Raw genomic sequence first — 24,466 nt, forward strand, 5'->3', positions numbered from 1 at the left:
CTAATCACCGGCAGAAAGTGTATCCGCGATCCGGCAAACATCGCAAGTTTCGATTACGTCGTGCACCCGCAAAATGTGGGCCCCCCGGGCCGCCGCCCAGGCCGCAACCCCCAGGCTGCCCGCCATCCGCGCCGCCGGGGTGTCCCGGGCGAGGATCTCGCCGATGAACCGTTTGCGCGAAGCCCCGACCAGGATCGGGCATCCGCACTCCGCCAGTTGCGGCAGGCCGCGCAGCAGCGCCAGGTTGTGGGCGAAGGTTTTCCCGAAGCCGATGCCCGGGTCGATCACCATGCGGTTGCGGCCGATCCCTTCTTGCTCCGCGAAGTCCAGGCGGGCCTTCAGATAGTTGCGGACTTCCCCGACGACATCGCCATAGGTCGGATTGTCCTGCATGGTCTGCGGCGAACCCTGCTTGTGCATCAGCACCACACCTGCTCCGGATTCCGCCGCAACCCCCGCCATGCCGGCATCGTGTTCGAGCGCGGAAACATCGTTGATGATATCCGCACCGGCCTCCAGGGCGAGGCGCGCAACAGCTGATTTCATCGTATCGATCGAAATCGGGATGTCGGAATGCTCGCGGATTTTCCCGATGATGGGAACGGTGCGCTCAATCTCTTCGGAAACCGGAACCGGCTCGGCGCCCGGGCGGGTCGACTCGCCGCCGATGTCGATGAGGTCCGCCCCCTGCGCAACCATTTCCAGCGCGCGCTCGACCGCCTTGCCCGGATCGGAAAAGACGCCGCCATCGGAAAACGAATCCGGCGTGACATTCAAAATACCCATCACCAGCGTCCGCTCGCCAAGCACCAGCGTCCGTCCCTTGCACGGCCAGGTATGGATTCTCCTTGGTGTCATGACTAAATTCATAGCATGACTCGCAACCCATCCCAAGGCACGGTTACGGCTTCTCCGAGCCGGGCTTGGAGGGCGTGGTGTTCGGAGTTGTGGGTGAGGTGGGTGATGAAGGATTTTTTTGCGCCGATCCGGGCGAGGCTTTCAACGCATTGTTCAATGTTGAAGTGGGTGGGGTGTTCCTTCGGGCGCAGGCCGTCGAGGATCATGGCGTCCATATCGGTCAGCAACGCGTACGTCGTCTGGGGAATGCCGTTGCAGTCTGGAATATAGCCGATGCGCCTGCCGTCTCCTTCGATCAGGAAGCCGTAAATGGTGTCCTTGCCGTGCGAGACGGGCAGGGGGGTAACGGTTGCCCCGCCCACCGCAACCGCGTCGGTTTGTTCGGTGAACCGGACGCGCGGCACGCTTTCGAAATTATAGCCTTGGTCGACATAGTCGAACTTCTTGCGCATGAGCCGGATGGTTTCTTCCGAGCCATGGACGGGGATATGGCTTTCCTGCAGGGCGCTGAAGCGGCGGACATCGTCGAAGCCGAAGACATGGTCGGCGTGCGCGTGGGTCAGGAACACGGCATCGACGCGTTCAACGCCGAAGCTCAAGACCTGGTCGCGGAAGTCGGGCGGGGTGTCGAAGACGAGGTGTTGGCCTTCGGTCACGACATAGAGGCTGCAGCGCCGCCGTTTGTTTTCCGGTTGGGTGGAGGTGCATACGCCGCACGTGCATCCAATCATGGGAATGCCGTGCGAGGTTCCGGTTCCTAAAAAAGTAAAATCCATTGTCTACACTCGCTTCGCTTAAGTACGCGAAGTCAGCAAAGCAGATTCTTAGCGTCCTTTGCGAGCTTCTGTTAAATTACAACACAGTGCCTGACGAGTGCTTTTGAGCGGGGGAAGATGATGTCGAACCGGTCGGGCAACTCGGCGCCGTTGTCGAGGTCGGGTTTATAGGCGACGTTGCGGAGCAACAGATATCGGCTGGAATATTCCTGCAGCAGCCCGGCAAACTCGATCACCGCGCCATCCTCCAGCATTTCCACGATCACCTGTTTGCTGAGGTATTTCTCCAGCACCGGCTCGTAGGCATTGGGCACGGTTTCGAGCAGCGTGTTGCCGATTTCCCCGGCGCGTTTGTCCGCACCGGCCACCTTGCCCATGGGCGTGGCCTTTTTCATCGAGCCAATAAGCATGCCGAGCGATTGCGAGATGGCATCGCGCAGGGTGTTGAAGACGTTCCAGAGCCCGCGGCGGAAACGGCGCGCCAGCGAGGGATTGGCAATGCGCCTGAGTTCCTTCTGCCAACGCTCGTATTCCTTCGTGCCGGCCAGCGGCGGTGGTTGGACGATTTTTTTGATTCCTTCGATTTCGGGGGCGTAGAGGACATAGCTGGATTTCCGGTGGCCTGACTCGTTTTTTTCGGGGTGGTCGAACTCCAGCTCCATGGCCTGGGGATAGGCGATGAAGCGCCCCCACAGCCATTTGCCCGATTGCATCAGGATCATCACCGGTTCGCGGTTGAAATATTTCAGGCAACGGTCGCGCCTGCGCCGCGCCGCGATCGCCGCAATGGTTGCCGCCGCAAACAGCAGCGCCATCGGTAGCCAGAATTCGAGCATTCGTTTCCCCTTCAGAAAGACGGGAAAACTACAGGAAGCTGGTTAGGGATGGCGACAAAAAGAAGGCCCCGTTTGAAGGGAATCAAACGGGGCTGGTGCCTATGCGGCGGCGTGTTCGTAGTAGTGGGCATCGCTCCAGCATAGCGGCAATGCCTCTCCCGAGGGGAACGCCAGTTCCGACTTCAGGAAGTTTTCAGGGCGCTGGATGATTTCGCCTGTGTGGGCGCGCGCCCGGATCGTCGGCGATCCGGGGTTGATGACATCCGGCAGGTCGATCACCTCGACCAGGTCTCCCGTTGGTACATGTTTGAGGAACATTTCATACCTCCTAGTAGTTGTTGTTTTGTGCCTTTCACTACCTTTCGACCATACCTTTTCGAAAGGGTTCATTTGGACCATCAACTATTTTCATATGTGAGAAAAATGTGAAATTGGCACAAGAGTAGCCCGGTCGGGAATCGCCCGGAACCGAACGCTTATAGGAACTTAGCTTGAATGGTCTCTCCACAGAGGACATGGAGCACAGAGAAATAGTGCAATCCCGCTCCTCTGTGCCTCAGTGCCCTCTGTGGTAAAAAAAACGAATCAGTTTAATTTGGTATTATTGCTCCGGCGATTAAATATTGTGAATCCTCGGAAGGGAAGGTTTGGCCACACAATTGAGAAGCAATTGCGCACATGGAACTCAGAACTATACAGAGAATTCCTTGTTAACTTTGCGCTCTCTTGTGGCAAATAAATCCTGATATTTAGCCGCCGCATCTATAAGCGGGGTTTGTTCTGGGAGGGGCAGGTCTTCGCCGAAAAAATGACTCTGGGGAGTTGACAATCCCGAACGTTTGGTTATTTTGCCAAATATAAATCCGAGGGAACGATGACCGGGCAGGAAAAAAATCTTTTTACGGCGAAGGCGAATGTGCTCAAGGCACTGGCCCATCCGACGCGGCTGTGGATGGCGGAGCAGCTCGAACAGGGCGAAATGTGCGTCTGCGAGTTTGTCGATAAGATCGATGCCGACTTTTCGACGATCTCCAAGCACCTTTCCGTTCTCAAGCAGGCCGGTATTGTCGCGGACGACAAACGTGGCAAGCAGGTCTACTACACCCTGAAGGTGCCCTGTGTGATGAACTTCATGCATTGCGTGGAGGAAGTGCTTGCCAACAACGCGAAAACGCAGGCGGAGCTGCTGAAATAGGAGCGTCGAAGGTCGGAGGGTCGAAGGTCAAAAGTCGGGAGATGCCTGACATTCGACTTTTGACTTTAGACCTTGGACCGGAGAATTAGACATGTTCAATTGGCTAGACAACCTAATGACGCTGCTGGTGGAGAACGGTTTCCACCTTTCGCGCGAAACCCATGTGGGCGAGAGCGTCCATTTCTTTTTCTACGACACGGTCAAAATCCTGATCCTGCTCTCGGTCATGATCTTCTTGATCTCCTACCTGCGCACGTTTTTCCAGCCGCAGAAAACCAAGGCGCTGCTCGAAAAGATCCACGGGCCGAAGGCGCACGTGGCCGCATCGCTGATGGGGATCATCACGCCGTTTTGTTCCTGCTCGTCGGTGCCGATCTTCATCGGCTTCATCGAGGCGGGCATTCCGTTGGGGGTCACCTTTTCCTTTCTGGTCACCTCGCCGATCGTGAACGAGGCGGCCTTCGCCGTGCTATGGGCGGCCTTCGGCTGGAAGGTGGCCTTCACCTATGCCGGAATGGGCGTGGTGATTGGCGTGGTCAGCGGCATGATCATTGGTCGCTTCAAACCCGAAGGGCATCTGGAGGAGGAGGTGTTCAACGGAGAGGGCTTCAACAAGACCAAACCCGACATGACCCAGAAAGAACGACTCGCCTACGCCGGTGAACACGTACGGGAAATTATCAAGAAGGTTTGGATCTACCTGCTCGTCGGCATCGCCATCGGCGCGGCCATCCACGGGTGGGCGCCGGAGGAAATCCTGGCCAAATATGCGGGGAGCGACAATCCGCTCAGCGTCGTGATCGCCGTGCTCTGCGGCGTGCCGCTCTATGCCAATGCGCTGGGGACTATACCGATCGCCGAGGCGCTCATTGGAAAAGGCGTCGGGCTCGGAACCGCACTCGCTTTCATGATGGCCGTCACGGCGCTCTCCGTCCCGGAAATGGTGCTCTTGCGCAAGGTGATGAAGCCGCGCCTGATCGCCATCTTCGTGGCGACGGCGTCGATCGGGATCCTGATCGTCGGGTGGATGTTCAATCTGTTGTTTTAACGTGGAACGGTGCTGTGCGCCGTTTCTTGGAAGGAGAGCCATGAGTGCGAATGAAAAGGTATGCCACGGCGGCCCGAAACTGGTGTTCGCCTGCTCGGGCGCCGCGGATGTCGGCGCCTTGGCCGACCAGGCCGCGCGGAAAATGAACCGCGATGGAACCGGAAGCATGTTCTGCATGGGCGGCATCGGCGGGCGCGTCGAGCCGATCATGAAAAAAACCGAAACCGCCGAGAAAATCCTGGCGATCGATGGATGCCCGCTCAATTGCGTTAAGGCCACGCTGGAATCGGCGGGGTTTGACGAGTTCGAGCACCTATTGGTCACGGAACAGGGCTTCGAAAAAGGAAAAACGCAAATCAACGACGCAACCATTGCCAAGGTGGCTGAAGCAGGGGCGACTTTGCTTGCATGAATATACGGCGCGGAGCACCCTGCTACATAGAGCGGTGCTCCGCGCCGTTTCCTGGAAGGAATGGAAATGAAGAAAAACATCATAACGGTTTTAGTGTTGGCCATCGCGGTGGTGGCCGTGGTGGAAATAAAAAACCGGAAAAAGGCGTACGCGCCGGACAGCAGCTGCCCGGATGGCATGTGCTTTCTCCCCTTTCCCGAAGAAAAAATGAGGCCCGGTTCCGCTAGGGAAGAACCCATGGCACAACAACCGTTGCCCCGTCTGCTCGACCTTGGCGCCGGCAAATGCGTTCCCTGCAAGACCATGGCGCCGATCCTCGACGAAATGAAGGAAACCTTCGCCGGCCAGCTCGATGTGGTCTTCATCGATGTCTGGGAAAACGAGGGCGTGGGTGGGAAATATGGCATCCGGATGATCCCCACCCAGATCTTCTTCGACGCCGAAGGCAAGGAACTCTTCCGCCACGAGGGCTTCTATGCCCGCGAAGACATGCTCGCGAAATGGAAGGAACTAGGCTACGCCTTCGACGAACCGCAGAACATCGAACAAGCAACTTCGAACGTCGAAGGTGAGGATTGATGGAAGCGTTGTTCTCCAGCTTGACCCGGGCGGTTGAGGGTACGCCTGCAATCGCTTTGGGCACCGCGCTGGTGTGGGGCATTTTAAGTATTTTACTCAGCCCGTGCCACCTCGCGAGCATACCGCTCATTGTCGGCTTCATCGACGACCAGGGAAAGACCACCACAGGCCGGGCGCTATGGACGTCCACCCTGTTTGCCACGGGCATCCTGGTCACGATTGCGGTCATTGGAATCGCCACCGCCCTGGCAGGCCGCATGCTGGGCGACCTCGGCGCGTATGCGAATTATTTCGTCGCGCTCATCTTTTTCTACGTTGGCCTGGGATTGCTGGGCGTTGTCCCCTTAAGCTGGAACAAGCCGGAGCATGTGGGTGAAAAACGCAAGGGATTCTTCGCCGCGTTCATGCTCGGGCTCATCTTTGGCATTGCGCTCGGCCCATGCTCGTTTGCCTATATGGCGCCCATGCTGGGCATTGCCTTCAAGCTCGGCGCCGAGCAACCCATCTATGCCGGCAGCCTGCTGCTGATGTATGGCCTCGGCCATTGCGGGGTCATCGCCATCGCCGGGGTGTCGGCGGGATGGGTGCAGAAATACAAGGATTGGAACCAGGAGTCGCGCGGGGCGTTCCGCCTAAAGAAAATCTGCGGCATCCTCGTCATCCTCGGTGGCCTCTACCTGATCTATACGGCACCCTAGGCTAATTACAAAAACTGAAACAGCGGTTGATCTTCCTGGCCCCGGGCACATAAACCCCTATTTCGATTTGACATTTAGCTAAATAACTAAATATAAACGCGGCCATGGAAACGACATTGGACATCCTGAAGGCGGTTTCGGACAAAAACCGGTTGCGCGTGGTCGCCGCGCTGAGCCGCTATGACGAGTTGTGCGCCTGCCAGATTACGGAATTGTTGGAAGTCAGCGGGGCGACGGTGTCGCGCCATTTAGGCATTCTTCAGAAAGCCGGATTGCTCGACAGCCGCAAGGATGGGCGCTGGGTCTATTTTAAATTGGCCAGGCCGACTGGCACCGATCCGTTCTTCCAATGGTTGGAAACAACCTTCGCCGGTTCCTCCGAGCTAAGGGCGGATTTAGAAGCGTTGGAAAAAATTGTTGGAATCACCAGGGAAGACCTCTGCCGCCAGCAGCGCGGCGAAGCATGCTGCCCGAAATAGGATTAATGGAGGGTTGGCGGCCTCGCCGACCGGGCAGACGGCGTCTGCCCCTCCACATAAGGAAAACACGATGAGCGAAAACAAAGACACGGGAATCAGTTTTTTCGAGAAATATTTGACGGTGTGGGTGGCGCTTTGCATGGTGGGCGGCATTCTGATCGGGAAGTTTCTTCCGGCCATCCCGGCGTTTCTCGGAACCCTCGAATATGCCAACGTTTCGATCCCGGTGGCGGTGCTGATCTGGATCATGATCTATCCGATGATGATGAAGGTCGACTTCAAGAGCGTGAAGCATGTGGGGGAAAATCCGCAGGGATTGTTTGTCACCTGGGTCGTCAACTGGCTGATCAAGCCGTTCACCATGTTCGGCATCGCGTGGTTGTTCTTCTACGTCATCTTTAAAAACCTGATTCCGGCGGATCTGGCGAAGGACTATCTCGCCGGTGCCGTGCTGCTCGGTGCGGCGCCCTGCACGGCGATGGTCTTCGTCTGGAGTCATCTCACCAAGGGCAATCCGGCCTACACCGTGGTGCAGGTGGCCACCAACGACCTCATCATCCTGATCGCCTTCGTGCCGATCGTGAAATTCCTGCTCGGCGTCAGCGATGTGTTTGTCCCGTGGGATACGCTCTTCCTCTCCGTTGTTCTTTTCGTTGTCGTTCCGCTCACCGCCGGCGCACTGACCCGCGGGCATATGCTCAAGACGAAAGGGAAGGACTACTTTGAAAAGACGTTTCTGCCGAAGTTCGGCAACATCACGATCATCGGCCTGCTGCTGACGCTGGTGATCATCTTTTCCTTCCAGGGCAACGTGATCATGGAGAACCCGGTGCATATCGGGCTGATCGCTGTCCCGCTGATTCTGCAGACCGTGCTGATCTTTTTCATCGCCTATCTCGGCGCGAAGGCGCTCAAGCTTCCGCACAACGTCGCCGCGCCCGCCGGAATGATCGGCGCCTCCAACTTTTTTGAACTTGCCGTGGCCGTCGCCATCGCGCTCTTCGGTACCACCTCGCCCGTCGCGCTTGCCACCATTGTCGGCGTGCTGGTCGAAGTGCCCGTCATGCTGATGCTCGTCGGCTTCGCCAACCGCACCACCCATTGGTTCAGGAATTAGTTTATGACCGCGAAGACGCAAAGAAACCAAGATTTCTATTCCTTCGGGCCTTAGCGTCATTGCGGTCGAATTTAATCGTGTTAAGTGAAAGGAAATTATGATGAGCGAAAAAATCAACCTGTTGTATCTCTGCACCGGCAACTCCTGCCGCAGCCAGATGGCCGAAGGCTGGACGCGCGCACTCAAGGGCGACCAAATCGAAGTCTATTCCGCCGGCATCGAAACCCACGGGCTCAACCCGAATGCGGTGAAGGTCATGGCCGAAGCGGGTGTTGATATCACGGGTCAAAGGTCGCAGCACATTGATGAGTTTAAAGACACTAAGATCGACTATGTCATCACCGTCTGCGCCCATGCGCATGAAACCTGCCCCTTCTTCCCGGGCAATGCCAAAGTGCTTCACGTCGGCTTCGACGATCCGCCGAAGCTTTCCCCGCCTGATGCGTCCGAAGAGGTGAAGCTCGATGGGTTCCGCCGCGTCCGCGACGAAATCAAAGCCTTCGTCGAAACCCTCCCTGAATCATTGGGCGAATAGTCGTACCGCAGGCAACCCGCCTGCCCGATGGAGAAGAAAATGAAAACACTGAAGATCTATGATCCCGCCATGTGCTGTTCGTCGGGCGTGTGCGGCCCGGATGTCGATACCGAGCTGGTGCAGCTGGCCGGCTTCCTGAAAAACCTGGACGAAGCCGCAGTGACGGTCGAGCGCTACAACCTGTCGCAGCAGCCCGCCGCCTACACCTCGGGAATCATTGCCGAGACCCTCAAGGAAAAGGGCACCGCCGCCCTGCCGCTGGTCCTTGTTGATGACGAGGTGGTCAGCACGGGCTCCTATCCCGATCTTGCAACCCTCGCCTGCCTGCTCGGAACCTCCGGGGTTTCCCTCGACGTCCCCGACTGTTCCGGTTGTTCGGGCTGCTGCTGAGCCACCACGTAGTGGCGGCTCTACGGGTAAAGCCTGCACTACGTGCTGGCTTAACGTACGCAAGGGATAGACCATTTATGAATACATTATTGAATAAAGCGTCACGCTTCCTGTTTTTCACCGGCAAGGGCGGGGTGGGAAAAACCTCCATGTCCTGTTCCATTGCCGTCGGCCTGGCGGGGCAGGGAAAAAAGGTGCTGCTGATCAGTACCGATCCCGCCTCCAACCTGCACGAGGTGCTCGAAACCGATCTCGGTTCCCGTCCCGTTCCCGTGAACGGCGTACCGGGGCTCGATGCCATGAATATCAACCCCATGACGGCGGCCGAGGAATATCGCGAGCGCATGGTCGGCCCCTACCGGGGCGTGCTGCCGGAAGAAGCCGTTCAGCAGATGGAAGAGCAGCTCTCCGGCGCCTGCACCGTCGAGATTGCCGGCTTCAACGAGTTTTCAAAATTCATCGGCGACGAGTCGATCATCGGGCAGTACGACCATGTGGTGCTCGACACCGCGCCAACCGGCCATACGCTGCGCCTGCTCAATCTGCCCTCGGCGTGGAACGACTTTATTGCCGGCAATGAAACCGGTTCCTCCTGCCTCGGCCCCGTCGCCGGACTGGCCAGCCAGAAGGCCCTCTATGAACAGGTCGTCGCCGCGCTGAAGAATCCGGAGCAAACCCTGCTTGCCCTCGTGGCCCGCGCCGAACCCATGAGCCTGGCCGAGGCTTCGCGCGCCAGCGCCGAGCTGGCGGAACTCGGACTGACCAACCAGCATCTCATTCTCAATGGCGTCTTTTCCGAAGCCGGCGACGATGCCGTTGCGCAGGCCTTCGCGCACAAGTCGAACGCCGCCATCGCGGGCATGCCCGAAAACTTCCGCTCGCTCGAAAAGACGCTCGTTCCGTTCCGTCCGCATGGCGTGATGGGCGTGGGCGCGCTCCAGGCCGTGGCCCGGGGTGAAGCCGACCCCGCCTGGCTCGATGCCCCCGAATCCCTGCGTTCCGCGCTGCCCGCTGCGTTGGAAAACGTGCAGGGGTGGGATGCGCTTTTCGAATCGCTCGAAAGCCGCGGCAACGGCGTCATCATGACCATGGGCAAGGGCGGGGTGGGTAAAACCGTCATGGCTTCGGCCATCGCGGCGGAGCTGGCGCAGCTCGGCCATTCCGTGCTGCTTTCCACCACCGATCCGGCGGCGCACGTGGCCGAAACCATCGGCGCGGGGCTGCCCAACCTGCAGATCGACCGCATCGATCCCAAGGCCGAAACCGAAGCCTATTGCCAGGACATCCTTTCGAAAAACCGCAGCAAGCTTTCGGAGGCCGACCTGGCCCTGCTCGAAGAAGAGTTGCGCTCGCCCTGCATCGAAGAGATCGCCGTGTTCCAGGCCTTCGCCCGCACCGTCGCCAAGGGGTCGAACCAATTCATCGTGCTCGACACCGCGCCCACCGGCCATACCTTGCTCTTGCTCGATTCAACCGAGGCCTACCATCGCGAAGTTGCCAAATCGACGGACGACCTTCCGGCGGAAGTGAAGGAACTCCTGCCGCGCATCCGCGATCCCGAATTCACCAAGGTGCTGATCGTGGCCCTGCCCGAGGCCACGCCGACGCACGAGGCCGAAGACCTCCAGCGCGACCTGCGCCGCGCAAACATCGAACCGTTCGGCTGGATCATCAACCGCAGCTTCGCCGTTTCCGGCACAACCGATCCCGTCCTTTGCGCCAAGGGCCTGCACGAAACCGACTACATCCAGGAAATCGCCAACGGCCTTTCAGCCCGGCAAACCGTCATCTCCCCCTGGATCGGCAAGGAGCTCTCCGGAGCCGATCGCCTGCATCTGCTGACGCGCTAGGCGCACCAGCCCCAAAACGCGAAAAGCGGCAACCTTATAGGCTGCCGCTTTCTGCATTTTTCACTGCTGGCGGTTCCGGTTACGGAATCGGGAACTGGGCGGTGAGGGCAATGACCTCTTCCTTGATCTGGGCCAGAACCGCGTCGTTGTCCGCATGGCGGATGGCGCGCTTGATGAACTCCGCAATCTTTTCCATTTCCGCTTCCTTCATGCCGCGAGTGGTTACCGCCGGGGTGCCGATGCGGATGCCGGAGGTGACGAACGGGCTCTTGGTGTCGAACGGGATGGCGTTCTTGTTGACGGTGATGGCCGCCTTGTCGAGCGCGATGGCCGCATCCTTGCCGGTGACGCCGGTCTTGGTGAGGTCGACCAGCATCAGGTGGTTGTCGGTTCCGCCGGAAACCAAACGGATGTCGTCGTCTTCCAGCGCGGCCGCCAGTGCCTGGGCGTTTTTCACGACCTGCTGCTGATATTGCTTGAACGAGGGCTGGAGGTCTTCGTGGAAGCAGACGGCCTTGGCCGCGATGGTGTGCATCAGCGGGCCGCCCTGGATGCCCGGGAACACCTGCTTGTCGATATCCGCCGCGAATTTTTCCTGGCAGAGAATCATGCCGCCGCGCGGGCCGCGCAGGGTTTTGTGCGTGGTGGTGGTTACGAATTCGGCATACGGAACCGGGTTCGGGTGGCAGCCCGCCGCCACGAGGCCGGCGATGTGCGCCATGTCGACCATCAGGTAGGCGCCGCAGCTGTCGGCGATCTTGCGCAGGCGCTTGAAGTCGATGATGCGGGAGTAGGCGGACGCGCCGGCAACGAGCATCTTCGGCTTGTGTTTGTCGGCCAGGGCCTGGACGTTGTCGTAGTCGATTTGCTCGGTTTCCTTGTCGACGCCGTAGGGCACCACGTTGAAGAAGCGGCCGGAAAAGTTCATCGGGTGGCCGTGGGTCAGGTGGCCGCCTTCGGCGAGGCTCATGGCGAGGATGGTGTCGCCGGGGTTGAGCATGGCGTAGTAGACGGCCATGTTGGCGCCGGAACCATGGTGCGGCTGCACATTGGCGTGCTCCGCCCCGAAGAGCTCCTTGGCGCGGTCGATGGCGAGGCGTTCGGCTTCATCCACCCATTCGCAGCCGTTGTACCAACGTTTGGCCGGGTAGCCTTCGGCATATTTATTGGTCATGCGCGAGCCGGCGACTTCGCGGACGGCCTTGCTCACGATGTTTTCGGAGGCGATCAGTTCCAGGTTTTCCTTTTGGCGCTGGTCTTCCTTTTTCAGCAGGGCGTAGATTTCGGGGTCGGCGTCGTAGACGGCGATGGTGCCGGCGGTTTCGGAGGCGTAGTCCTTGATCTTCATGACGCGGCGCTCGTGGCGACCGCCTTCGAACTCGGAGGAGAGCCACGCTTCGAGAATTGCTTCCGCTTCCGCCTCGGGGGTGAACTTGCCGGAAAGGCAGAGCACATTGGCGTTGTTGTGCTGGCGGGTCATGCTGGCCATTTCGGCGTTGAGGCAGAGGGCGGCGCGGACACGCGGAAACTTGTTGGCGGTCATGCTGACGCCGATGCCGGTGGTGCAGACGATGATGCCCTGGTCGACGGTGGCGTTGGAGACTTCTTCGGCCACGGCGGCCGCGTAGTCGGGGTAGTCGACCGAGTCGGCGCTGTTGCAGCCGAGGTCTTCAACCGTGATGCCCTTATCCATCAGGATCTCGGCAATACGGGTTTTCAGGGCGAATCCGCCGTGGTCTGATCCAATCGCAATTTTCATAAAATGTTCCTCTGTCTATTGTTTTCCGGTGCGAATAAAAAGGATCAGGTCCGAAAGGGCCCGATCAATTTCGTCACGTGTTCTTATATAGGTGTTTAGCGAACCGCCGAACGGATCGGAAACATCGGCGGGGACTTTCGACGTTCCGAACGCGTTAATCAAGAAAACTCTGTTTTCAACCTCGGGGAAGCAGTCGAGCACGTGCCAGCGGTGCCCCTCGGTCATGGTGACGATCAGGTTGGCCTTTTCAACCAGTTCGGGGGTAAGCGGTTGGCTTCGGTGTCCGGAAAGGTCCACGTTCAGCTCGCGCAACGCCTCGACGGCGTTGCCGCTCGCCGGGGAGCCGTGCGAGGCATAGACGCCGGCCGATTCCGCCTTCCAATCCAGGTCGCCTTTGCGGTGCATGAAAAGCGCCTCCGCCATCGGGCTCCGGCACGTGTTTCCCGTGCAGACAAATAAAACCATGCTCATTGCTCGGCTTCCTTGAAAACCGCGGCCACTTCCGCAAACGGGATCTTTCCCTCCCGCAGGCATTCAATGCTTTCCCCATCCACCTTGATGACCGTGCTCGGGATGGCCTGTTCGGCCGACGGGCCGCTATCGAGCGCGAGGTCGGCCTCGACCGAGGCCACGGCCTCCTGCGCGGTTTTGGTGTCGGGGTCGCCGCTGAGGTTGGCGCTGGTGAGCGCAAGGGTACGGCCGCAGGCCCGGGCCAGCCCGATCGCCACGGCGTGGTCGGGCACGCGATAGCCCGTCCATCCCTCGCTCGTTTCCAAAACAATCGTCAACGGCCCCGGCCAGTAGGCGTTGGCCAAGGCTTCGAGGCCGGCAGTCCAATTCTTGGCCGTCGCCTTCACCTGTCCGCCGTCGGCGGCCAGGCGGGCGATCGGCTTGTCGCCGTCGCGCCCCTTGGCGGCAACCAGCTTTTCCATCGCACCCGGCACCGCCGGATCGCAGGCGATGCCATAGACGGTTTCCGTCGGGACAATCACCAGTCCGCTTCCGGCCAGAACGGCGCGGGCCTGCGCCAGCAGCTGCGGGTCGGGGGTTTCCCGGTCGATTTCAACTATCGTGGTCATTCGGCGGATTCTACTGTCCGCCGCCGCCAAATCAAGCGGAGGTCTGGTTTTTTCCGTGCGTTTCCAATCGCGGGAAACTACATTCCCCCGCTTATGGCAACCATCGCAAAAGTCGTTGTGGAGATATCGCTGGATCGGGAGTTCGACTACCGGATCCCCGCGCACCTGCGCGACTCCATCAAGGTCGGCTCGCAGGTCAACGTTCCGTTCCAGTCGCGCGAGCTGCGCGGATTCGTGGTCGGCCTCTCCAATTTTTCCGCCTTTGCCGATAAACTGAAGGAAATCGCCGGCGTCGTGGGGGAAAAGCCGCTGATCCCCGACGAAATCATGAAGCTGGCCTACTGGATTGCGGACTACTATTGCGCGCCGATCGAAAACGCCGTCCGCACCGTTCTCCCCAGCGCCGTCCGCAAACGCGGCGCGAGCCACAAGAAGCAGCTGGTGGTGAAGCTCGTAGACGGAGCTTCCAGCTCCGTTCAGGAAAAACAACCAGCGTTGACCGATCCCTTGCTCGCGATGGATGAACCAACGCCGTCCGCCCAACCCAACGGAGCGGGATGCTCCGTCTACGAAAAGCTACCCCCCAAGCAGAAGCTTGTCGTGGAGACCCTCCGGCAGCATGGCACCATGACGGTTTCCGAGTTGAAGGAGCGTTCGGGTTGTTCGGAGTCGCCGATCAAGACGCTGGAAAAGCAGGGGCTGGTGAAGATCGAGGAAGCAACCATCCTACGCGATCCGCATGCGGGGATGGAGCTGCTGCGCACCAAGCCGTTCGAGCTGATGGTGGAGCAAAAGAGCGCGCTCGATACCATCTGCGCGTCGATGGACAAGGAAAAGCCGGGGACGGTCTTGCTGCACGGGGTGACCGGCAGCGGAAAGACCGAGGTGTATTTGCAGGCGATCCAGTACGCGCTCGACCGAGGGCAGGGGGCGATCGTGCTCGTGCCGGAAATCTCGCTCACGCCGCAGACGGTCGACCGCTTCCGCTCGCGTTTCGGCGACTGCGTGGCGGTGCTGCACTCGAGTCTTTCCGACGGGGAGCGGCACGACGAGTGGCACCGCATCCGCAACGGCGAGGCGCGGATTGCCATCGGGGCGCGCTCGGCCCTGTTTTCGCCCATCGAGAATCCGGGGCTGATCGTGGTCGACGAGGAGCACGAACCCACCTACAAGCAGGACGAGGCCCCGCGCTACAATGCGCGCGACGTGGCCGTGATGCGCGGCCACCTGCAAAACTGCTGCGTGGTGCTGGGTTCGGCGACGCCCGCGCTGGAGTCGTTCGCCAATGTGAAAAGCGGGCGCTACGAGCTGGCCGAAATGCTGATGCGGGTGGACGACCGGTCGATGCCGCTGATGCGGGTGGTCGATATGTGCATCGAGAAGGAGAAGGATGGCCGCCCCCAGATTTTTTCAAGGGAGCTGGTGGAAGGCATTTATGACCGGCTGAACTTGAACGAGCAGGTGATTCTTTTCCTGAACCGGCGCGGTTTTTCCTCGTCGCTCCAGTGCGAGAAGTGCGGCTATGTGGCCGAATGCGCCGAATGCAGTGTTTCGATGACCTACCACAAAGGGGCCCATAAACTGCTGTGCCATATTTGCGGGGCCGAGGAGCAGGTGCCTGCCCGCTGCCCCGATTGCAAAGACCCCGAATTCAAGTATGCCGGCGTGGGCACCGAGAAAATCGAGGAAGTGCTCGGCAAGCTCTGCCCGAATGCCCGGGTGGCGCGGATGGATTCGGATACGATGCGCAAAAAGGATTCCTACCGCACCGTGCTCGATAAATTCAAGACCGGCAAGATCGACATCCTGCTCGGTACGCAGATGATTGCCAAGGGGTTGGATTTCCCGAACGTGACGCTCGTCGGCGTGCTCAATGCCGATATGTCGCTGCACGTGCCCGATTTCCGGGCGGGCGAGCGCACGTTCCAGCTGCTGACGCAGGTTGCCGGGCGCGCCGGGCGCGGCGAAAAGGCCGGCGAGGTGATCGTGCAGGCCTACACGCCGCACCATCCGGCCATCCAGGCCGCGCGTAGCCTCGACTACGACGGTTTTTGCTCGCAGGATCTGGAGTTCCGCCGCGAGCTGAACTATCCGCCGTTCTCGCACCTCGTCCTGCTCACCTTCAAGGGCGGGGACGAGCCCGAGGTGATGGGCGCGGCCGATCGGTTCTATGAGCACCTGGAAGCCATTCTGCCGGCCTCCGTCACGCACTGCCCGCCGATGCCGGCGCCGCTCGCCCGGGCCAAGGGGCTCTGGCGCTACCAGATCATGCTGCGTTGCGAACACACCGTCAAAATGACGCGCCCCATCCGGCACGTCGTCCAGTCCATCCGCCTGCCCAAAGGCGTCGCCTGCACGGTCGATGTGGACGCGCTCTCGCTGTTGTAGGTCATGACCAAATGCGCAGCGTGAAATTGACTTTGTCGAGGACCTTGGCGCGGGCGAGGGCGCGGCTGCGGGTGGTTTCGAGCAGGTGGTCGTATGGGGTTTCGGTGTGGCGGATGTGGGCGGCGACGGCGAGGCGGACGGCCTTTTCGTCGAGCTCCTTGGCCATGGCGCTGCGCCCGACGCGGCCGCTGTATTTGCGGCAGGCGTGCTCGGCGATCTGGTTTTCGCGGCCGGGCGGGCAGTCCGGATAGAGCTGGCGAACCTTGGCGGCGAAGGCCTTGATGTATTCCTGGTCGAGCTCGGCGCGGCGCACGGAGGCCTGGGCCTGGCGCTGTTTGCGCAGCGGGGCATCGGCGCTGCATTCGAGTTTGGCCTGCTCAAGGGCTTCGTTTTCAACGAGCAGGCCTTGGCGTTCGAAGCGTTTGCGCTGGCTGTTCCATTGGAGCACCGCGGCGGAGAGCCGGGAATGCTTTTTGGAGCGCCGCGTCAGGGCGGCATCGCCGGAGGGCAGGAAAACGAGGAGGTCGAGCCCGGCGCAGCTCAGGCAGAGCGCTTTCTTATTTTCCTGCGGAACCATCCACGCATGCCGGTCGAGCTCCTTCCCGCATTGGTCGCACGTTGCTGCCTGGGCTGAAATGAATACCTTGGGTTGGTCGTCGTCTGGGGGCGTTTTCCCGGCCATGGTCAATCGGTTTGCTCGATCCAGTTGCGGGCGTCATCTAGGCTCTGGAAGATCCGGATGTCGGCACCGCGGTTGGTGGCGATCAGGTGGCCGAATTCGTTGATTTCGGCATTGGTCTGGTTTTCATCGAAGAAGGCCACCTGGATTCCCGTGCTGGAGGGGAGGATGTCCATCATGATATCGAAGATCTCGGCTTCATCGGTTTCGCCCATCAGGTCTTCATGCACGAGCACCTTGCGGTAATCGAGCTCGCGAACCTTGTCGGCGATTTCGTTCCAATAGCTCAAGCTTGCGGCAAAACTATCCTCCCCCGTTAGATGGGCATAGAGATAGAAGCCGCGATCCTCGAAGACCAACCTATACTTAAACACTGGCATTATGGGTCAGATTCTGCACATTTCCTTGAATTCGGCAACCCGGATTTCGATTTCATCGCGATCGAGCTGCTTGAGGCGCTCCAGGCTGAACTCCTCGACGCCGAAGGAGGCGACGATGCTGCCGTAGACCATGGCCTCGCGGATGGCTTTCTTGTCGGTCTTCCCCGAGGCGGCGAGCGCGCCCATCAGGCCGCCGGCAAAGGTGTCGCCGGCGCCGGTGGGATCCTTGAAGGTGTCGAGCGGGTAGGCGTGCAGCAGGAAGATGTCTTGCTTGGTGAAGAGCATGGAGCCGTTGCCGCCTTTCTTGATGAGCACATATTCGGGGCCGAGTTCGAGCAGCAGCTTGGCCGCCTGGGTCAGGGAATGCTCGCCGGTATAGAGCTGGGCCTCGGATTCGTTGAGCGTGAGCATGTTGCATCTGGAGATCACCTTGGCCAGGTCGTCCTTGGCGATGTTGATCCACAGGTCCATGGTGTCGATGAGGACAAACTTGGGGTCGCGCGTCTGTTCGAGGACGTGGAGCTGCAGGGCCGGATGGATGTTGCCGAGGAAGAGGTAGGGGGCTTCCTTATAGTCTTCCGGCAGCTCCGGGGAAAAGGATTCGAAGACGCCGAGATCGGTGAAGAGGGTGTCGCGGTTATCCATGTTCTCGTGGTAGGCGCCGCCCCAGCGGAAGGTTTTTCCTTCCACGGTCTGCAGGCCCTCGAGGTCGATGCTCATGTTGCTCCAGGTGTCGCGGAACTCCTGCGGGAAGTCGGTTCCAACCACGCCGACCATGCCGGTGTGGCTGAAGAACGAGGCGGCGGCGCAGGCATAGCTGACGGAGCCTCCCAGGATTTCCTCCTGCTTTTCGGTCGGGGTTTCGATGGTATCGATCCCGATGGAACCGACGATGGTCAAGTCAACAACAGGTTTGGTCATGGGTTATCTCCGGTTTGTTAAATGGCGTACAACAGTGCGGCGATTCCGATAGCGCCGACGAGAAAGGTTTGCGGGTCGCGGGCGGCGAAGGCCAGCGGGTCGTCCGTCATCTTGCCGCGCCAGGCGAGATGCCAGATGCGGGTGATCCAATAGAGCAGCAACGGGCAGAGGATCCAGAGGAAGTGCGGGCGCGAATAGAGTTCGATCACCTTTTCGCTACTGAGATACATGGTGAAAACGAATACGGAGATATAGCCGCTGGCACTGCCGAACCCGAGCAGCAACGGGAGGTCGTCCACCACATAGGCGCGCTCGCGCTGGCTGTTGTCCTTTTCCGGGCTCTCCTTTATTTCCCGCAGCTCGGAAAGGCGTTTCACCAGGGCGAGGCTCAGGAACAGGAAGATGGCGAATTCGATAAACCAGCCGGATGCCGTGGTGCCGGTGGCCACCGACCCGGCAATGATGCGCATGGAATAGAGGATCGCCAGCATCAGCACGTCGGCCACCGCCAGCTGCTTGATGCGCCAGGAATAGAGGGTGGTCAGCGCATAGTAGGCCAGGAGTACCCACAGGAAGATCGGGGGAAGGAACGTCGCGAGGGCCAGGCTGATGATCACGAGGATGGGGGTCAGCAGCGCGCCGGTCGCAATGGGCAGGTCGCCGGAAGCAAAGGGGCGCTTGCGCTTGCGCGGGTGGTGCTGGTCGGCGCTGAGGTCGAACAGGTCGTTCAGTACATAGATCGACGAAGCGGCAAAGCTAAACGAAAAGAAGGCCGTAACCGCGCCAACGATAGTCCCGGCATCGGTGAAGCGGTGCGCCAGAAGCATGGGTGAAAAAATGAGCAGGTTCTTCAGCCATTGCTGGCAACGCATGGCCTTGATGAACATGCGGCCGGCCGGCCGCTGCTCCACGAAGATGTGGTCGGCTTTGAGCGCATAGTTTTTCTTGGCGCCGGCCGTGGGGTTCACGAGGACGACTTCGGCGGCGGCATCCCAGACGGGGAAGTCGGCCTCGTCGTTTCCCGCATAGCCGAATTCCCCATGCATTTCACGAATGGCTTCGAGCTTGGCTTGGTGGCGGAGATTGGTTTGCTCGTTGCTGGCGAGGACTTCGTCGAAGATGCCGAGGTGGGCGGCCACCGCATTGGCGGTGCGATAGTTCGAGGCCGTTGCGAGGATCAGCTTGCGCCCCTTCTTGCGCTCCTTTAGCAACCAATCCAGGAATTGCCGGTGGTAGGGAAGCACGGAGGCATCGAGCGATACGCGTTGCAGCACCTGGTCTTTCAGGTGCGCCTTGCCCTTCGCCAACCAGCCGGGAACCTTGAGCAGGCTGACCGGATCGCGGCGGAGCAGGAGGAACAGGGCCTGGTGCAACGTGTCCAGCTTGACGAGCGTGCCGTCAAGATCGACGAAAAGTGGGATGGATTCGCTATCGCTCATTTTTCTGACGAGTGACCGGTGATGCGTGATTCCTGTGCTTTCACGCCTCACGCCTCACGTTTCACGGTCGGTTAACATTCACCTGTATGTAGCCGCTACGGACTTTTTCCTCTAGCTTTTTCCGCAGCCAACCACGGATGTGTTCGCGGATGAAAGGCACGAGCAGGGAGAAGCCAACGAGGTCGGTAACCAGGCCCGGCGTAACCAGCAACGCGCCGGCGATGAGCACCATGACCCCGTCGATCATCTGCGGAGCCGGCAGGTTGCCGATCGCCATTTCCTGCTGGATCCGGTTGATGATCGAAAGGCCCTGGCGCTTGACCAGGGTCACGCCAAGGGCTCCCGTCAGGATAATCAGCAGGAAGGTGGGCCAGAAGTGCAGAACCTCATGGAGCTTCAATAGAATCGCCAATTCAAGAATCGGCATTCCAATGAACAGCGCAATGAGGTAGTGCAACGGCATGGGGGATTACGACTCTTCGCCGGTTTCCTCGTCGGCCTTCTTCGTCAGGTCTTCGAAGTTGGCTTCCTTCAGCAACGACTCCTGCCAGGCCTGCGCCAGTTGCGCCGCCTTCTGTTGCTTGATGCCGGCGGCCAGCTCATCGCGCATCGAAGGCAACGTCGCCTCTTCGTCGGCGAGCTCCTTGGTGGCCACATAGGCCATCAGGAAATCGGAAGGCGTGGAGATGAGGTCGACCAGCGTTCCCGCATCGTACTGAACCGTTGAGCCCATGATTTCGTTGGCAAAATCGCCCTCGAGCTGGGTGGTTGCATTGAACGGGAGGGTGGTCTGCAGTTCCATGTTGTATTTCGAAATGGCGTCGGCGAACGATGTGCCGGCCTTGATGGCCGCCTCGACGTCCTTGTGCACGGATTCGGATTTTTCAACATAGGCTTTTTCCGAAGCGGTAATGCGCGCGGCTTCGATGGCATCGGCCTTGACGACATCGAAGGCCGGGAGGAAGGCCGGCAGCTTTTTCTCGAGCGCGATAACATAGACACTCTTGCGGCCCACGACCGGATCGCTGTAGTAGTGCGCCTTGTCGCTTTCGAGGTTGAACGCCGCCTTGGCAAAAGGCGCGGTCGGGTCGATGCCCTTCACGCGGTCGGTTGCGCCGAAGGCCGGGGTGTTCTTGACGATCTCGCGACCGGCCTGTTCGGCGGCCTGCTCGAAGGTCGTGGTTTCGTCCGAAAGCTGGGCCACCACGGCGTCGGCGGCTTCGAAGGCCTTCTGGCCGGCCAGTCCGTTGATGTGCAGGTCAACAATGGTTCCCTTCACCTCTTCCAGCGGCTTGTATTCCGGAACGGCGTTGGTGGCGGTTTCCGGCTTCACGAAGTGCTGCTTGTTCTGCTCGTAGAAATTGGCGACCATTTCGTCGGTGACCGACACCTGGTTCGTGTAGGCGGAAATATCGAACGAGATATATTTCACGATCGCCTTTTCCGGCAGGCGGAACTGCTCCGGATTCGCATCGTAGTAGGCCTTGGCATCCTCATCGCTGACTTCCGGCGTGCCGGCCAGGCTCTGCGGCAGCGCGGCATATTCAACCGTGATCTTGTCGTTGTAGAGGTGGAAGGCCTTCTTGACTTCGTCGTCGGTAACCAGCGCACCCTGTGCCGCCATGGAGGAGGCTTTTTCAATAATCACATTCTCGGCCATCATCATTTCGAAGCTTTTGGCATTCAGGCCGGTGCGCGGCAGGAACCCGGTGACGAAGGCATTGTAGGCATTCTTGTCGTAGCCCCCCGTCTGCTGGTTCTGGAACAGCGGTTGGCGGACGATCATGTTCCGCACCTGGTCCGGTGTGGCGTTCAGCCCCATCTGGTTTGCCTTCTTCAGCGTTGCGATGCGCTGCCACGCCGCCCGCGTAATCACTTCATTGATCTCGTCATTGATGTTGAGCGCGCGGCCCATCATCATCGAATACATGACGTAGACGTGCTGGTAGGCGCGGCCATATTCCTGGCGCGAAACCTCTTCGCCCCAAAGCCGACCCGCAACCTCTTTCGCGGGATCAACCTGCTGGTTGCTGCCCGAGCTTGCCTTCTGCCCCGTATAAACCGTTACGAACGCGAAACAAATCGCCACTGCGAAAATCCCCCAAACGACTTTCGATTGGATAATTTTGTGAAACTTGGAAATCATCATTGCCATGGTTGTACTCTCTCCTTCTCCGAATTGTGTAAAAAGAACCCGCAAACCCTACCGATTGCCCCCATCCGGGTCAATCGGGGAATCGCCGGAAATCAGCAACCTAAACACGGGGTTCCGGCCGAACCTCCCAAGGTTCCATGAGTTTTGTTAAAAAGCCATGAAAAGACCGGTAGCGATATGAATCAGGCTGGACGGAATGCCTGGATCTGGCTTGGTTTTTGCTGAAATAACCCTGCTTTTTAAATGCTTGGCGCACACGGGCAAGAAATTCAACCATGAAGAACGCTTGCACCATCGGCCACTTTTGTTGTCCGTTTTGTGGTTTGCCAAACGTTTAACCTAAAGGGTTCGTTTTGCGACAGGGGTGGTATGGAAAGAATTAACGGGGAATCAATTTCTCGAAACAGATCTATAGGGAAGATGCGCTTTTCGCGTTTCAACCCTTGTGGATCGAGCGTGTTTTCGAGCGAAAAGGCGCGCGCGCGCGTATTGCTTCTGCAGGGGCCGCCGGGGGCTTTTTTCAAGAAACTTCAGCTTTTTTTGGAAGGGAAGGACCATGATGTGTGGCGGGTGGTCTTCAATCCCGCGGATCGCTTCTATTCCAAAAAGCGCGGTCGGATCAATTTCTACGGCGACCTCGGCGAATGGGAAAAATGGTTTGCCGATTTCATCGACGGGGCAGGAATCGACCATGTTATCTTATTCGGGGCAGAGCGTCCCGCGCACCGTGCCGCCCGCTCCATCGCCGCAGAAAAGGGGATCGAAGTGGTGGCGCTGGAGGAGGGCTATATCCGCCCTGGCTACATAACCGTCGAACGCGGCGGCAACAATGCAAGTTCGCCATTGGCAGGAAAATTGCCTCCCCCGGAGATGAAGTACGAGGAGCAACCCGATTTCCCTGCTGAAGATTTCAAGGGTTACCGCCACATGTGTTTCTACAACTCGGTCTATTACACGTTGCGGGCGTTTTTTTCGGTTGGGAAACAGAAGACCATGCATCATCGCGAGGTGCCGCTTTTCCTCGAAATCCTATTGTGGATAAGAAATTTCTGGCGGCGGGTAACGAAACAGTCGATGAATTTCTCCATCATCCAGAATCTGCTCGAACACCACGACGGAAACTACTACCTCGTCCCTCTTCAGGTTGACTCCGATTCGCAGCTGCGCGAAGCCGGACTAGGATGGAGCTCGCTCAAACTGATTTCCGCCTCCCTCAAATCCTTCGCCCGGCACGCAACGCCCGGCACACGCCTGGTTTTCAAGGTGCATCCGCTGGCGCGCGGCCACGTCAACCATGCCACGTTTGTGCCCAACATGGCGCGCGCCTTCGGCATCGAAGATCGGGTGGACGTGGTTGATGCGGGCTCGTTGGGGCTTTTGACCCGCCACTCTGCGGGAATGCTTACCATAAACAGCACATCGGGACTCTCCGCATTGTACCACGGGGTGCCTTTGCTGGTGGCGGGTTCCGCGTTCTACGCCCACCCAGAACTTGCGATGGGTGGCGACGGGGATCCGGATTTCAATTCCTTCTGGCGTTGCCGCCACGTTGCCCGAAAAGAGACGCGCCGCGCCTATTTGAGATGGGTAAAGCACGAGGCGTTGGTGGTGGGCGACTTCTACGCGCCCCATGGCGTCCACGCCGCCTGCCAGAATATTTACCTGAAACTCGCGGAACGCCGCCGCGTCGAAAAAGCCGAAGTGGAAGTGAGGAACGCGTGCTAGATGTCCTGAAACATATGAATTCGGTCTGGACTGGGGGCGGAAGCGCAGCCGTCGCGCTTTTCGCGCTGGTGCTATCCGGATGTTCCACCCTGCCGGGGTCGGGGCCATCGAACCGTCAGATGGCAAAAGACCAGAACGAAGATCCGGGGGAGCGTGAATACACCGTCGTTAAACTGGATGTGGATTCGATTCACAAACTCGGCGGTCGCCGTCCGGTAAAGCTGAACGAAACCTTCCGCAAAACCATCTCCGGCAAATCCGGATTCGTTTTGGGGATTGGCGATCAGTTGGCTATCAACATCTGGGAAACCTCCAACGATGGCTTGTTTTCGACCCTCGAAAGCAAGCGGGCTCGAATTGACGCCATGGTCGATGAAAACGGGCAGGTTTTCGTTCCCTATGTGGGGCAGGTCGATGTGGCAGGCAAAAGCATCGAGGCGGTTCGTTCCGCCATCGAGAACGGACTTAAGGGCAAGGCGGTTGAACCGCAGGTGCAGGTGGCGCTTAAAACCAATGTGAGCAACAACCTGGCGGTGGTCGGCGATGTGAACGCACCAGGACGCTATGCCGTTCCCGTTGGCGGCGTTCGGCTTCTGGATGTCATCGCCTGGGCCGGTGGCTCGCGCGCGCCCATCTTCGAAGCCGAGGCCACCATTGTTCGCGGCGAAACACAGGATTCGATCCGGTTGGATGAAGTGCTCACCCAACCGGGCAACAATGTATGGATGGAACCGAGTGATACGGTTCAGATCATGCACAAGCCGCGGACCTTCACGGCGCTGGGCGCGGTCACTTCCAAAAACCGCCATCCCTTCAAGACCGAAGGGCTCAGCCTCGCCGAAGCCTTGGCCGCATCCGGGGGGTTGAGCGACGGGTTGGCCGATGCCGGCGGCGTATTTCTCTTCCGGTTCGAATCCGCGGAAATTCTCCAGGAGGCGGGAGTGGCCATCCCTGAAATCCTGATCAACGACACGGTTGCCACGATCTATCGGCTCGACTTCAACGAGCCGGAGGCCTTTTTCCTGGCGCGCTCGTTCAAGATGCAGGACAACGACCTTATCTACGTTGCCAACGCCTTTGCCGCCGAATACTTCAAATTTATCAGGATCTACGTGCAGCCCCTACTCGACATCAGTCGGACGAGCTCCGTCCTGATCGACTAAGCAAG

26 protein-coding genes are annotated in these 24,466 nt (G+C 59.3%); 13 read left to right on the forward strand and 13 right to left on the reverse strand.

Annotated elements, in window-relative coordinates; all coding sequences use genetic code 11:
* The 4 genes from folP to E9954_RS29385 form a co-directional block, all read right to left on the reverse strand.
* Window positions 1–858 (reverse strand): dihydropteroate synthase, encoded by an 858-nt coding sequence (gene folP, locus E9954_RS29370; protein ID WP_136082860.1) that lies wholly within the window; start codon window positions 856–858, stop codon window positions 1–3.
* Window positions 859–866: 8 nt separating this feature from the next.
* Complete coding sequence (locus tag E9954_RS29375) at window positions 867–1,589, reverse strand: MBL fold metallo-hydrolase (protein WP_168442680.1); 723 nt, start codon at window positions 1,587–1,589, stop codon at window positions 867–869.
* Window positions 1,590–1,705: 116 nt separating this feature from the next.
* Complete coding sequence (locus tag E9954_RS29380) at window positions 1,706–2,470, reverse strand: hypothetical protein (RefSeq protein WP_136082862.1); 765 nt, start codon at window positions 2,468–2,470, stop codon at window positions 1,706–1,708.
* A gap of 99 nt (window positions 2,471–2,569) precedes the next feature.
* Window positions 2,570–2,788, reverse strand: coding sequence for an acetyltransferase (locus E9954_RS29385; RefSeq protein WP_136082863.1), 219 nt, complete (start codon window positions 2,786–2,788; stop codon window positions 2,570–2,572).
* A 556-nt stretch (window positions 2,789–3,344) separates the two neighbouring features.
* Between E9954_RS29385 and E9954_RS29390 the strand changes: the two genes are divergently transcribed.
* From E9954_RS29390 to arsA, 10 genes are all read left to right on the forward strand, one after another.
* Window positions 3,345–3,665: an ArsR/SmtB family transcription factor gene (locus tag E9954_RS29390; protein ID WP_136082864.1), complete on the forward strand. Its 321-nt coding sequence runs from the start codon at window positions 3,345–3,347 to the stop codon at window positions 3,663–3,665.
* 91 nt (window positions 3,666–3,756) lie between these two features.
* Window positions 3,757–4,713 carry a permease gene (locus E9954_RS29395; RefSeq protein ID WP_136082865.1) on the forward strand — a complete coding sequence of 319 codons (957 nt, stop codon included), beginning with the start codon at window positions 3,757–3,759 and terminating at the stop codon, window positions 4,711–4,713.
* A 40-nt stretch (window positions 4,714–4,753) separates the two neighbouring features.
* On the forward strand, window positions 4,754–5,125 hold the full coding sequence (locus E9954_RS29400; protein ID WP_136082866.1) for a putative zinc-binding protein: 372 nt from the start codon (window positions 4,754–4,756) through the stop codon (window positions 5,123–5,125).
* A 66-nt stretch (window positions 5,126–5,191) separates the two neighbouring features.
* A complete protein-coding gene (locus E9954_RS29405) occupies window positions 5,192–5,704 on the forward strand; it encodes a thioredoxin family protein (protein ID WP_222847364.1) in 513 nt (170 codons plus the stop codon).
* Window positions 5,704–6,402 carry a cytochrome c biogenesis CcdA family protein gene (locus E9954_RS29410; RefSeq protein ID WP_222847365.1) on the forward strand — a complete coding sequence of 233 codons (699 nt, stop codon included), beginning with the start codon at window positions 5,704–5,706 and terminating at the stop codon, window positions 6,400–6,402. The genes E9954_RS29405 and E9954_RS29410 overlap by 1 nt, the downstream gene beginning before the upstream one ends.
* Window positions 6,403–6,506: 104 nt before the next feature.
* Entirely contained in the window at window positions 6,507–6,881 is a 375-nt protein-coding gene (locus E9954_RS29415) for an ArsR/SmtB family transcription factor (protein ID WP_136082868.1), read from the forward strand.
* A 70-nt stretch (window positions 6,882–6,951) separates the two neighbouring features.
* On the forward strand, window positions 6,952–7,998 hold the full coding sequence (gene arsB / locus E9954_RS29420; RefSeq protein WP_136082869.1) for an ACR3 family arsenite efflux transporter: 1,047 nt from the start codon (window positions 6,952–6,954) through the stop codon (window positions 7,996–7,998).
* 100 nt (window positions 7,999–8,098) lie between these two features.
* Window positions 8,099–8,533 carry an arsenate reductase ArsC gene (locus tag E9954_RS29425; protein ID WP_136083062.1) on the forward strand — a complete coding sequence of 145 codons (435 nt, stop codon included), beginning with the start codon at window positions 8,099–8,101 and terminating at the stop codon, window positions 8,531–8,533.
* A 39-nt stretch (window positions 8,534–8,572) separates the two neighbouring features.
* Complete coding sequence (gene arsD, locus E9954_RS29430; RefSeq protein WP_136082870.1) at window positions 8,573–8,923, forward strand: arsenite efflux transporter metallochaperone ArsD; 351 nt, start codon at window positions 8,573–8,575, stop codon at window positions 8,921–8,923.
* Window positions 8,924–9,000: 77 nt separating this feature from the next.
* A complete protein-coding gene (arsA, locus tag E9954_RS29435; protein WP_136082871.1) occupies window positions 9,001–10,773 on the forward strand; it encodes an arsenical pump-driving ATPase in 1,773 nt (590 codons plus the stop codon).
* 79 nt (window positions 10,774–10,852) lie between these two features.
* Here arsA and rpiB read toward each other — a convergent pair whose 3' ends face one another.
* From rpiB to E9954_RS29445, 3 genes are read right to left on the reverse strand one after another with little or no spacing between them, the layout of a single operon-like run.
* Complete coding sequence (gene rpiB, locus E9954_RS29440; RefSeq protein WP_222847367.1) at window positions 10,853–12,532, reverse strand: ribose 5-phosphate isomerase B; 1,680 nt, start codon at window positions 12,530–12,532, stop codon at window positions 10,853–10,855.
* A gap of 15 nt (window positions 12,533–12,547) precedes the next feature.
* A complete protein-coding gene (locus E9954_RS33200) occupies window positions 12,548–13,003 on the reverse strand; it encodes a low molecular weight protein arginine phosphatase (protein ID WP_222847368.1) in 456 nt (151 codons plus the stop codon).
* Window positions 13,000–13,611, reverse strand: a complete 612-nt coding sequence (locus E9954_RS29445) for an L-threonylcarbamoyladenylate synthase (RefSeq protein ID WP_136082872.1) — start codon at window positions 13,609–13,611, stop codon at window positions 13,000–13,002. Before E9954_RS29445 ends, E9954_RS33200 begins: the two co-directional genes overlap by 4 nt.
* A gap of 93 nt (window positions 13,612–13,704) precedes the next feature.
* Here E9954_RS29445 and priA point away from each other — a divergent pair, with 93 nt between their 5' ends.
* On the forward strand, window positions 13,705–15,999 hold the full coding sequence (priA, locus tag E9954_RS29450) for a primosomal protein N' (RefSeq protein WP_136082873.1): 2,295 nt from the start codon (window positions 13,705–13,707) through the stop codon (window positions 15,997–15,999).
* 1 nt (window position 16,000) lies between these two features.
* Here the strand turns inward: priA and E9954_RS29455 are convergent, their stop codons facing one another.
* The 6 genes from E9954_RS29455 to E9954_RS29480 all read right to left on the reverse strand — a co-directional run bounded on the left by E9954_RS29455 (window position 16,001) and on the right by E9954_RS29480 (window position 21,573).
* On the reverse strand, window positions 16,001–16,681 hold the full coding sequence (locus E9954_RS29455) for a DUF2293 domain-containing protein (protein ID WP_136082874.1): 681 nt from the start codon (window positions 16,679–16,681) through the stop codon (window positions 16,001–16,003).
* 2 nt (window positions 16,682–16,683) lie between these two features.
* A complete protein-coding gene (locus E9954_RS29460; RefSeq protein ID WP_136082875.1) occupies window positions 16,684–17,058 on the reverse strand; it encodes a hypothetical protein in 375 nt (124 codons plus the stop codon).
* A 6-nt stretch (window positions 17,059–17,064) separates the two neighbouring features.
* Complete coding sequence (locus E9954_RS29465; protein ID WP_136082876.1) at window positions 17,065–17,979, reverse strand: PfkB family carbohydrate kinase; 915 nt, start codon at window positions 17,977–17,979, stop codon at window positions 17,065–17,067.
* A gap of 17 nt (window positions 17,980–17,996) precedes the next feature.
* Entirely contained in the window at window positions 17,997–19,418 is a 1,422-nt protein-coding gene (locus E9954_RS29470) for a UbiA family prenyltransferase (RefSeq protein WP_136082877.1), read from the reverse strand.
* A 61-nt stretch (window positions 19,419–19,479) separates the two neighbouring features.
* A complete protein-coding gene (locus E9954_RS29475; RefSeq protein WP_136082878.1) occupies window positions 19,480–19,881 on the reverse strand; it encodes an FxsA family protein in 402 nt (133 codons plus the stop codon).
* Window positions 19,882–19,887: 6 nt separating this feature from the next.
* Window positions 19,888–21,573 (reverse strand): peptidylprolyl isomerase, encoded by a 1,686-nt coding sequence (locus E9954_RS29480; protein WP_136082879.1) that lies wholly within the window; start codon window positions 21,571–21,573, stop codon window positions 19,888–19,890.
* 456 nt (window positions 21,574–22,029) lie between these two features.
* Between E9954_RS29480 and E9954_RS29485 the strand changes: the two genes are divergently transcribed.
* Together E9954_RS29485 and E9954_RS29490 are read left to right on the forward strand one after the other, a co-directional pair.
* Window positions 22,030–23,298: a capsular polysaccharide export protein, LipB/KpsS family gene (locus E9954_RS29485; RefSeq protein ID WP_168442681.1), complete on the forward strand. Its 1,269-nt coding sequence runs from the start codon at window positions 22,030–22,032 to the stop codon at window positions 23,296–23,298.
* Between the two features lie 14 nt (window positions 23,299–23,312).
* Window positions 23,313–24,461, forward strand: a complete 1,149-nt coding sequence (locus E9954_RS29490) for a polysaccharide biosynthesis/export family protein (protein ID WP_168442682.1) — start codon at window positions 23,313–23,315, stop codon at window positions 24,459–24,461.
* The last annotated feature ends 5 nt before the right edge of the window (window positions 24,462–24,466 follow it).

It is taken from the genome of Pontiella desulfatans (assembly GCF_900890425.1).
Classification (GTDB): domain Bacteria; phylum Verrucomicrobiota; class Kiritimatiellia; order Kiritimatiellales; family Pontiellaceae; genus Pontiella; species Pontiella desulfatans.

What these genes read in the sequence shown, in the direction of transcription:
- folP (WP_136082860.1), bottom strand. Translation starts at nt 858, where the DNA reads ATGACACCAAGGAGAATCCATACCTGGCCGTGCAAGGGACGGACGCTG.
- E9954_RS29375 (WP_168442680.1), bottom strand. Translation starts at nt 1,589, where the DNA reads ATGATTGGATGCACGTGCGGCGTATGCACCTCCACCCAACCGGAAAAC.
- E9954_RS29380 (WP_136082862.1), bottom strand. Translation starts at nt 2,470, where the DNA reads ATGCTCGAATTCTGGCTACCGATGGCGCTGCTGTTTGCGGCGGCAACC.
- E9954_RS29385 (WP_136082863.1), bottom strand. Translation starts at nt 2,788, where the DNA reads ATGTTCCTCAAACATGTACCAACGGGAGACCTGGTCGAGGTGATCGAC.
- E9954_RS29390 (WP_136082864.1), top strand. Translation starts at nt 3,345, where the DNA reads ATGACCGGGCAGGAAAAAAATCTTTTTACGGCGAAGGCGAATGTGCTC.
- E9954_RS29395 (WP_136082865.1), top strand. Translation starts at nt 3,757, where the DNA reads ATGTTCAATTGGCTAGACAACCTAATGACGCTGCTGGTGGAGAACGGT.
- E9954_RS29400 (WP_136082866.1), top strand. Translation starts at nt 4,754, where the DNA reads ATGAGTGCGAATGAAAAGGTATGCCACGGCGGCCCGAAACTGGTGTTC.
- E9954_RS29405 (WP_222847364.1), top strand. Translation starts at nt 5,192, where the DNA reads ATGAAGAAAAACATCATAACGGTTTTAGTGTTGGCCATCGCGGTGGTG.
- E9954_RS29410 (WP_222847365.1), top strand. Translation starts at nt 5,704, where the DNA reads ATGGAAGCGTTGTTCTCCAGCTTGACCCGGGCGGTTGAGGGTACGCCT.
- E9954_RS29415 (WP_136082868.1), top strand. Translation starts at nt 6,507, where the DNA reads ATGGAAACGACATTGGACATCCTGAAGGCGGTTTCGGACAAAAACCGG.
- arsB (WP_136082869.1), top strand. Translation starts at nt 6,952, where the DNA reads ATGAGCGAAAACAAAGACACGGGAATCAGTTTTTTCGAGAAATATTTG.
- E9954_RS29425 (WP_136083062.1), top strand. Translation starts at nt 8,099, where the DNA reads ATGAGCGAAAAAATCAACCTGTTGTATCTCTGCACCGGCAACTCCTGC.
- arsD (WP_136082870.1), top strand. Translation starts at nt 8,573, where the DNA reads ATGAAAACACTGAAGATCTATGATCCCGCCATGTGCTGTTCGTCGGGC.
- arsA (WP_136082871.1), top strand. Translation starts at nt 9,001, where the DNA reads ATGAATACATTATTGAATAAAGCGTCACGCTTCCTGTTTTTCACCGGC.
- rpiB (WP_222847367.1), bottom strand. Translation starts at nt 12,532, where the DNA reads ATGAAAATTGCGATTGGATCAGACCACGGCGGATTCGCCCTGAAAACC.
- E9954_RS33200 (WP_222847368.1), bottom strand. Translation starts at nt 13,003, where the DNA reads ATGAGCATGGTTTTATTTGTCTGCACGGGAAACACGTGCCGGAGCCCG.
- E9954_RS29445 (WP_136082872.1), bottom strand. Translation starts at nt 13,611, where the DNA reads ATGACCACGATAGTTGAAATCGACCGGGAAACCCCCGACCCGCAGCTG.
- priA (WP_136082873.1), top strand. Translation starts at nt 13,705, where the DNA reads ATGGCAACCATCGCAAAAGTCGTTGTGGAGATATCGCTGGATCGGGAG.
- E9954_RS29455 (WP_136082874.1), bottom strand. Translation starts at nt 16,681, where the DNA reads ATGGCCGGGAAAACGCCCCCAGACGACGACCAACCCAAGGTATTCATT.
- E9954_RS29460 (WP_136082875.1), bottom strand. Translation starts at nt 17,058, where the DNA reads ATGCCAGTGTTTAAGTATAGGTTGGTCTTCGAGGATCGCGGCTTCTAT.
- E9954_RS29465 (WP_136082876.1), bottom strand. Translation starts at nt 17,979, where the DNA reads ATGACCAAACCTGTTGTTGACTTGACCATCGTCGGTTCCATCGGGATC.
- E9954_RS29470 (WP_136082877.1), bottom strand. Translation starts at nt 19,418, where the DNA reads ATGAGCGATAGCGAATCCATCCCACTTTTCGTCGATCTTGACGGCACG.
- E9954_RS29475 (WP_136082878.1), bottom strand. Translation starts at nt 19,881, where the DNA reads ATGCCGTTGCACTACCTCATTGCGCTGTTCATTGGAATGCCGATTCTT.
- E9954_RS29480 (WP_136082879.1), bottom strand. Translation starts at nt 21,573, where the DNA reads ATGGCAATGATGATTTCCAAGTTTCACAAAATTATCCAATCGAAAGTC.
- E9954_RS29490 (WP_168442682.1), top strand. Translation starts at nt 23,313, where the DNA reads ATGAATTCGGTCTGGACTGGGGGCGGAAGCGCAGCCGTCGCGCTTTTC.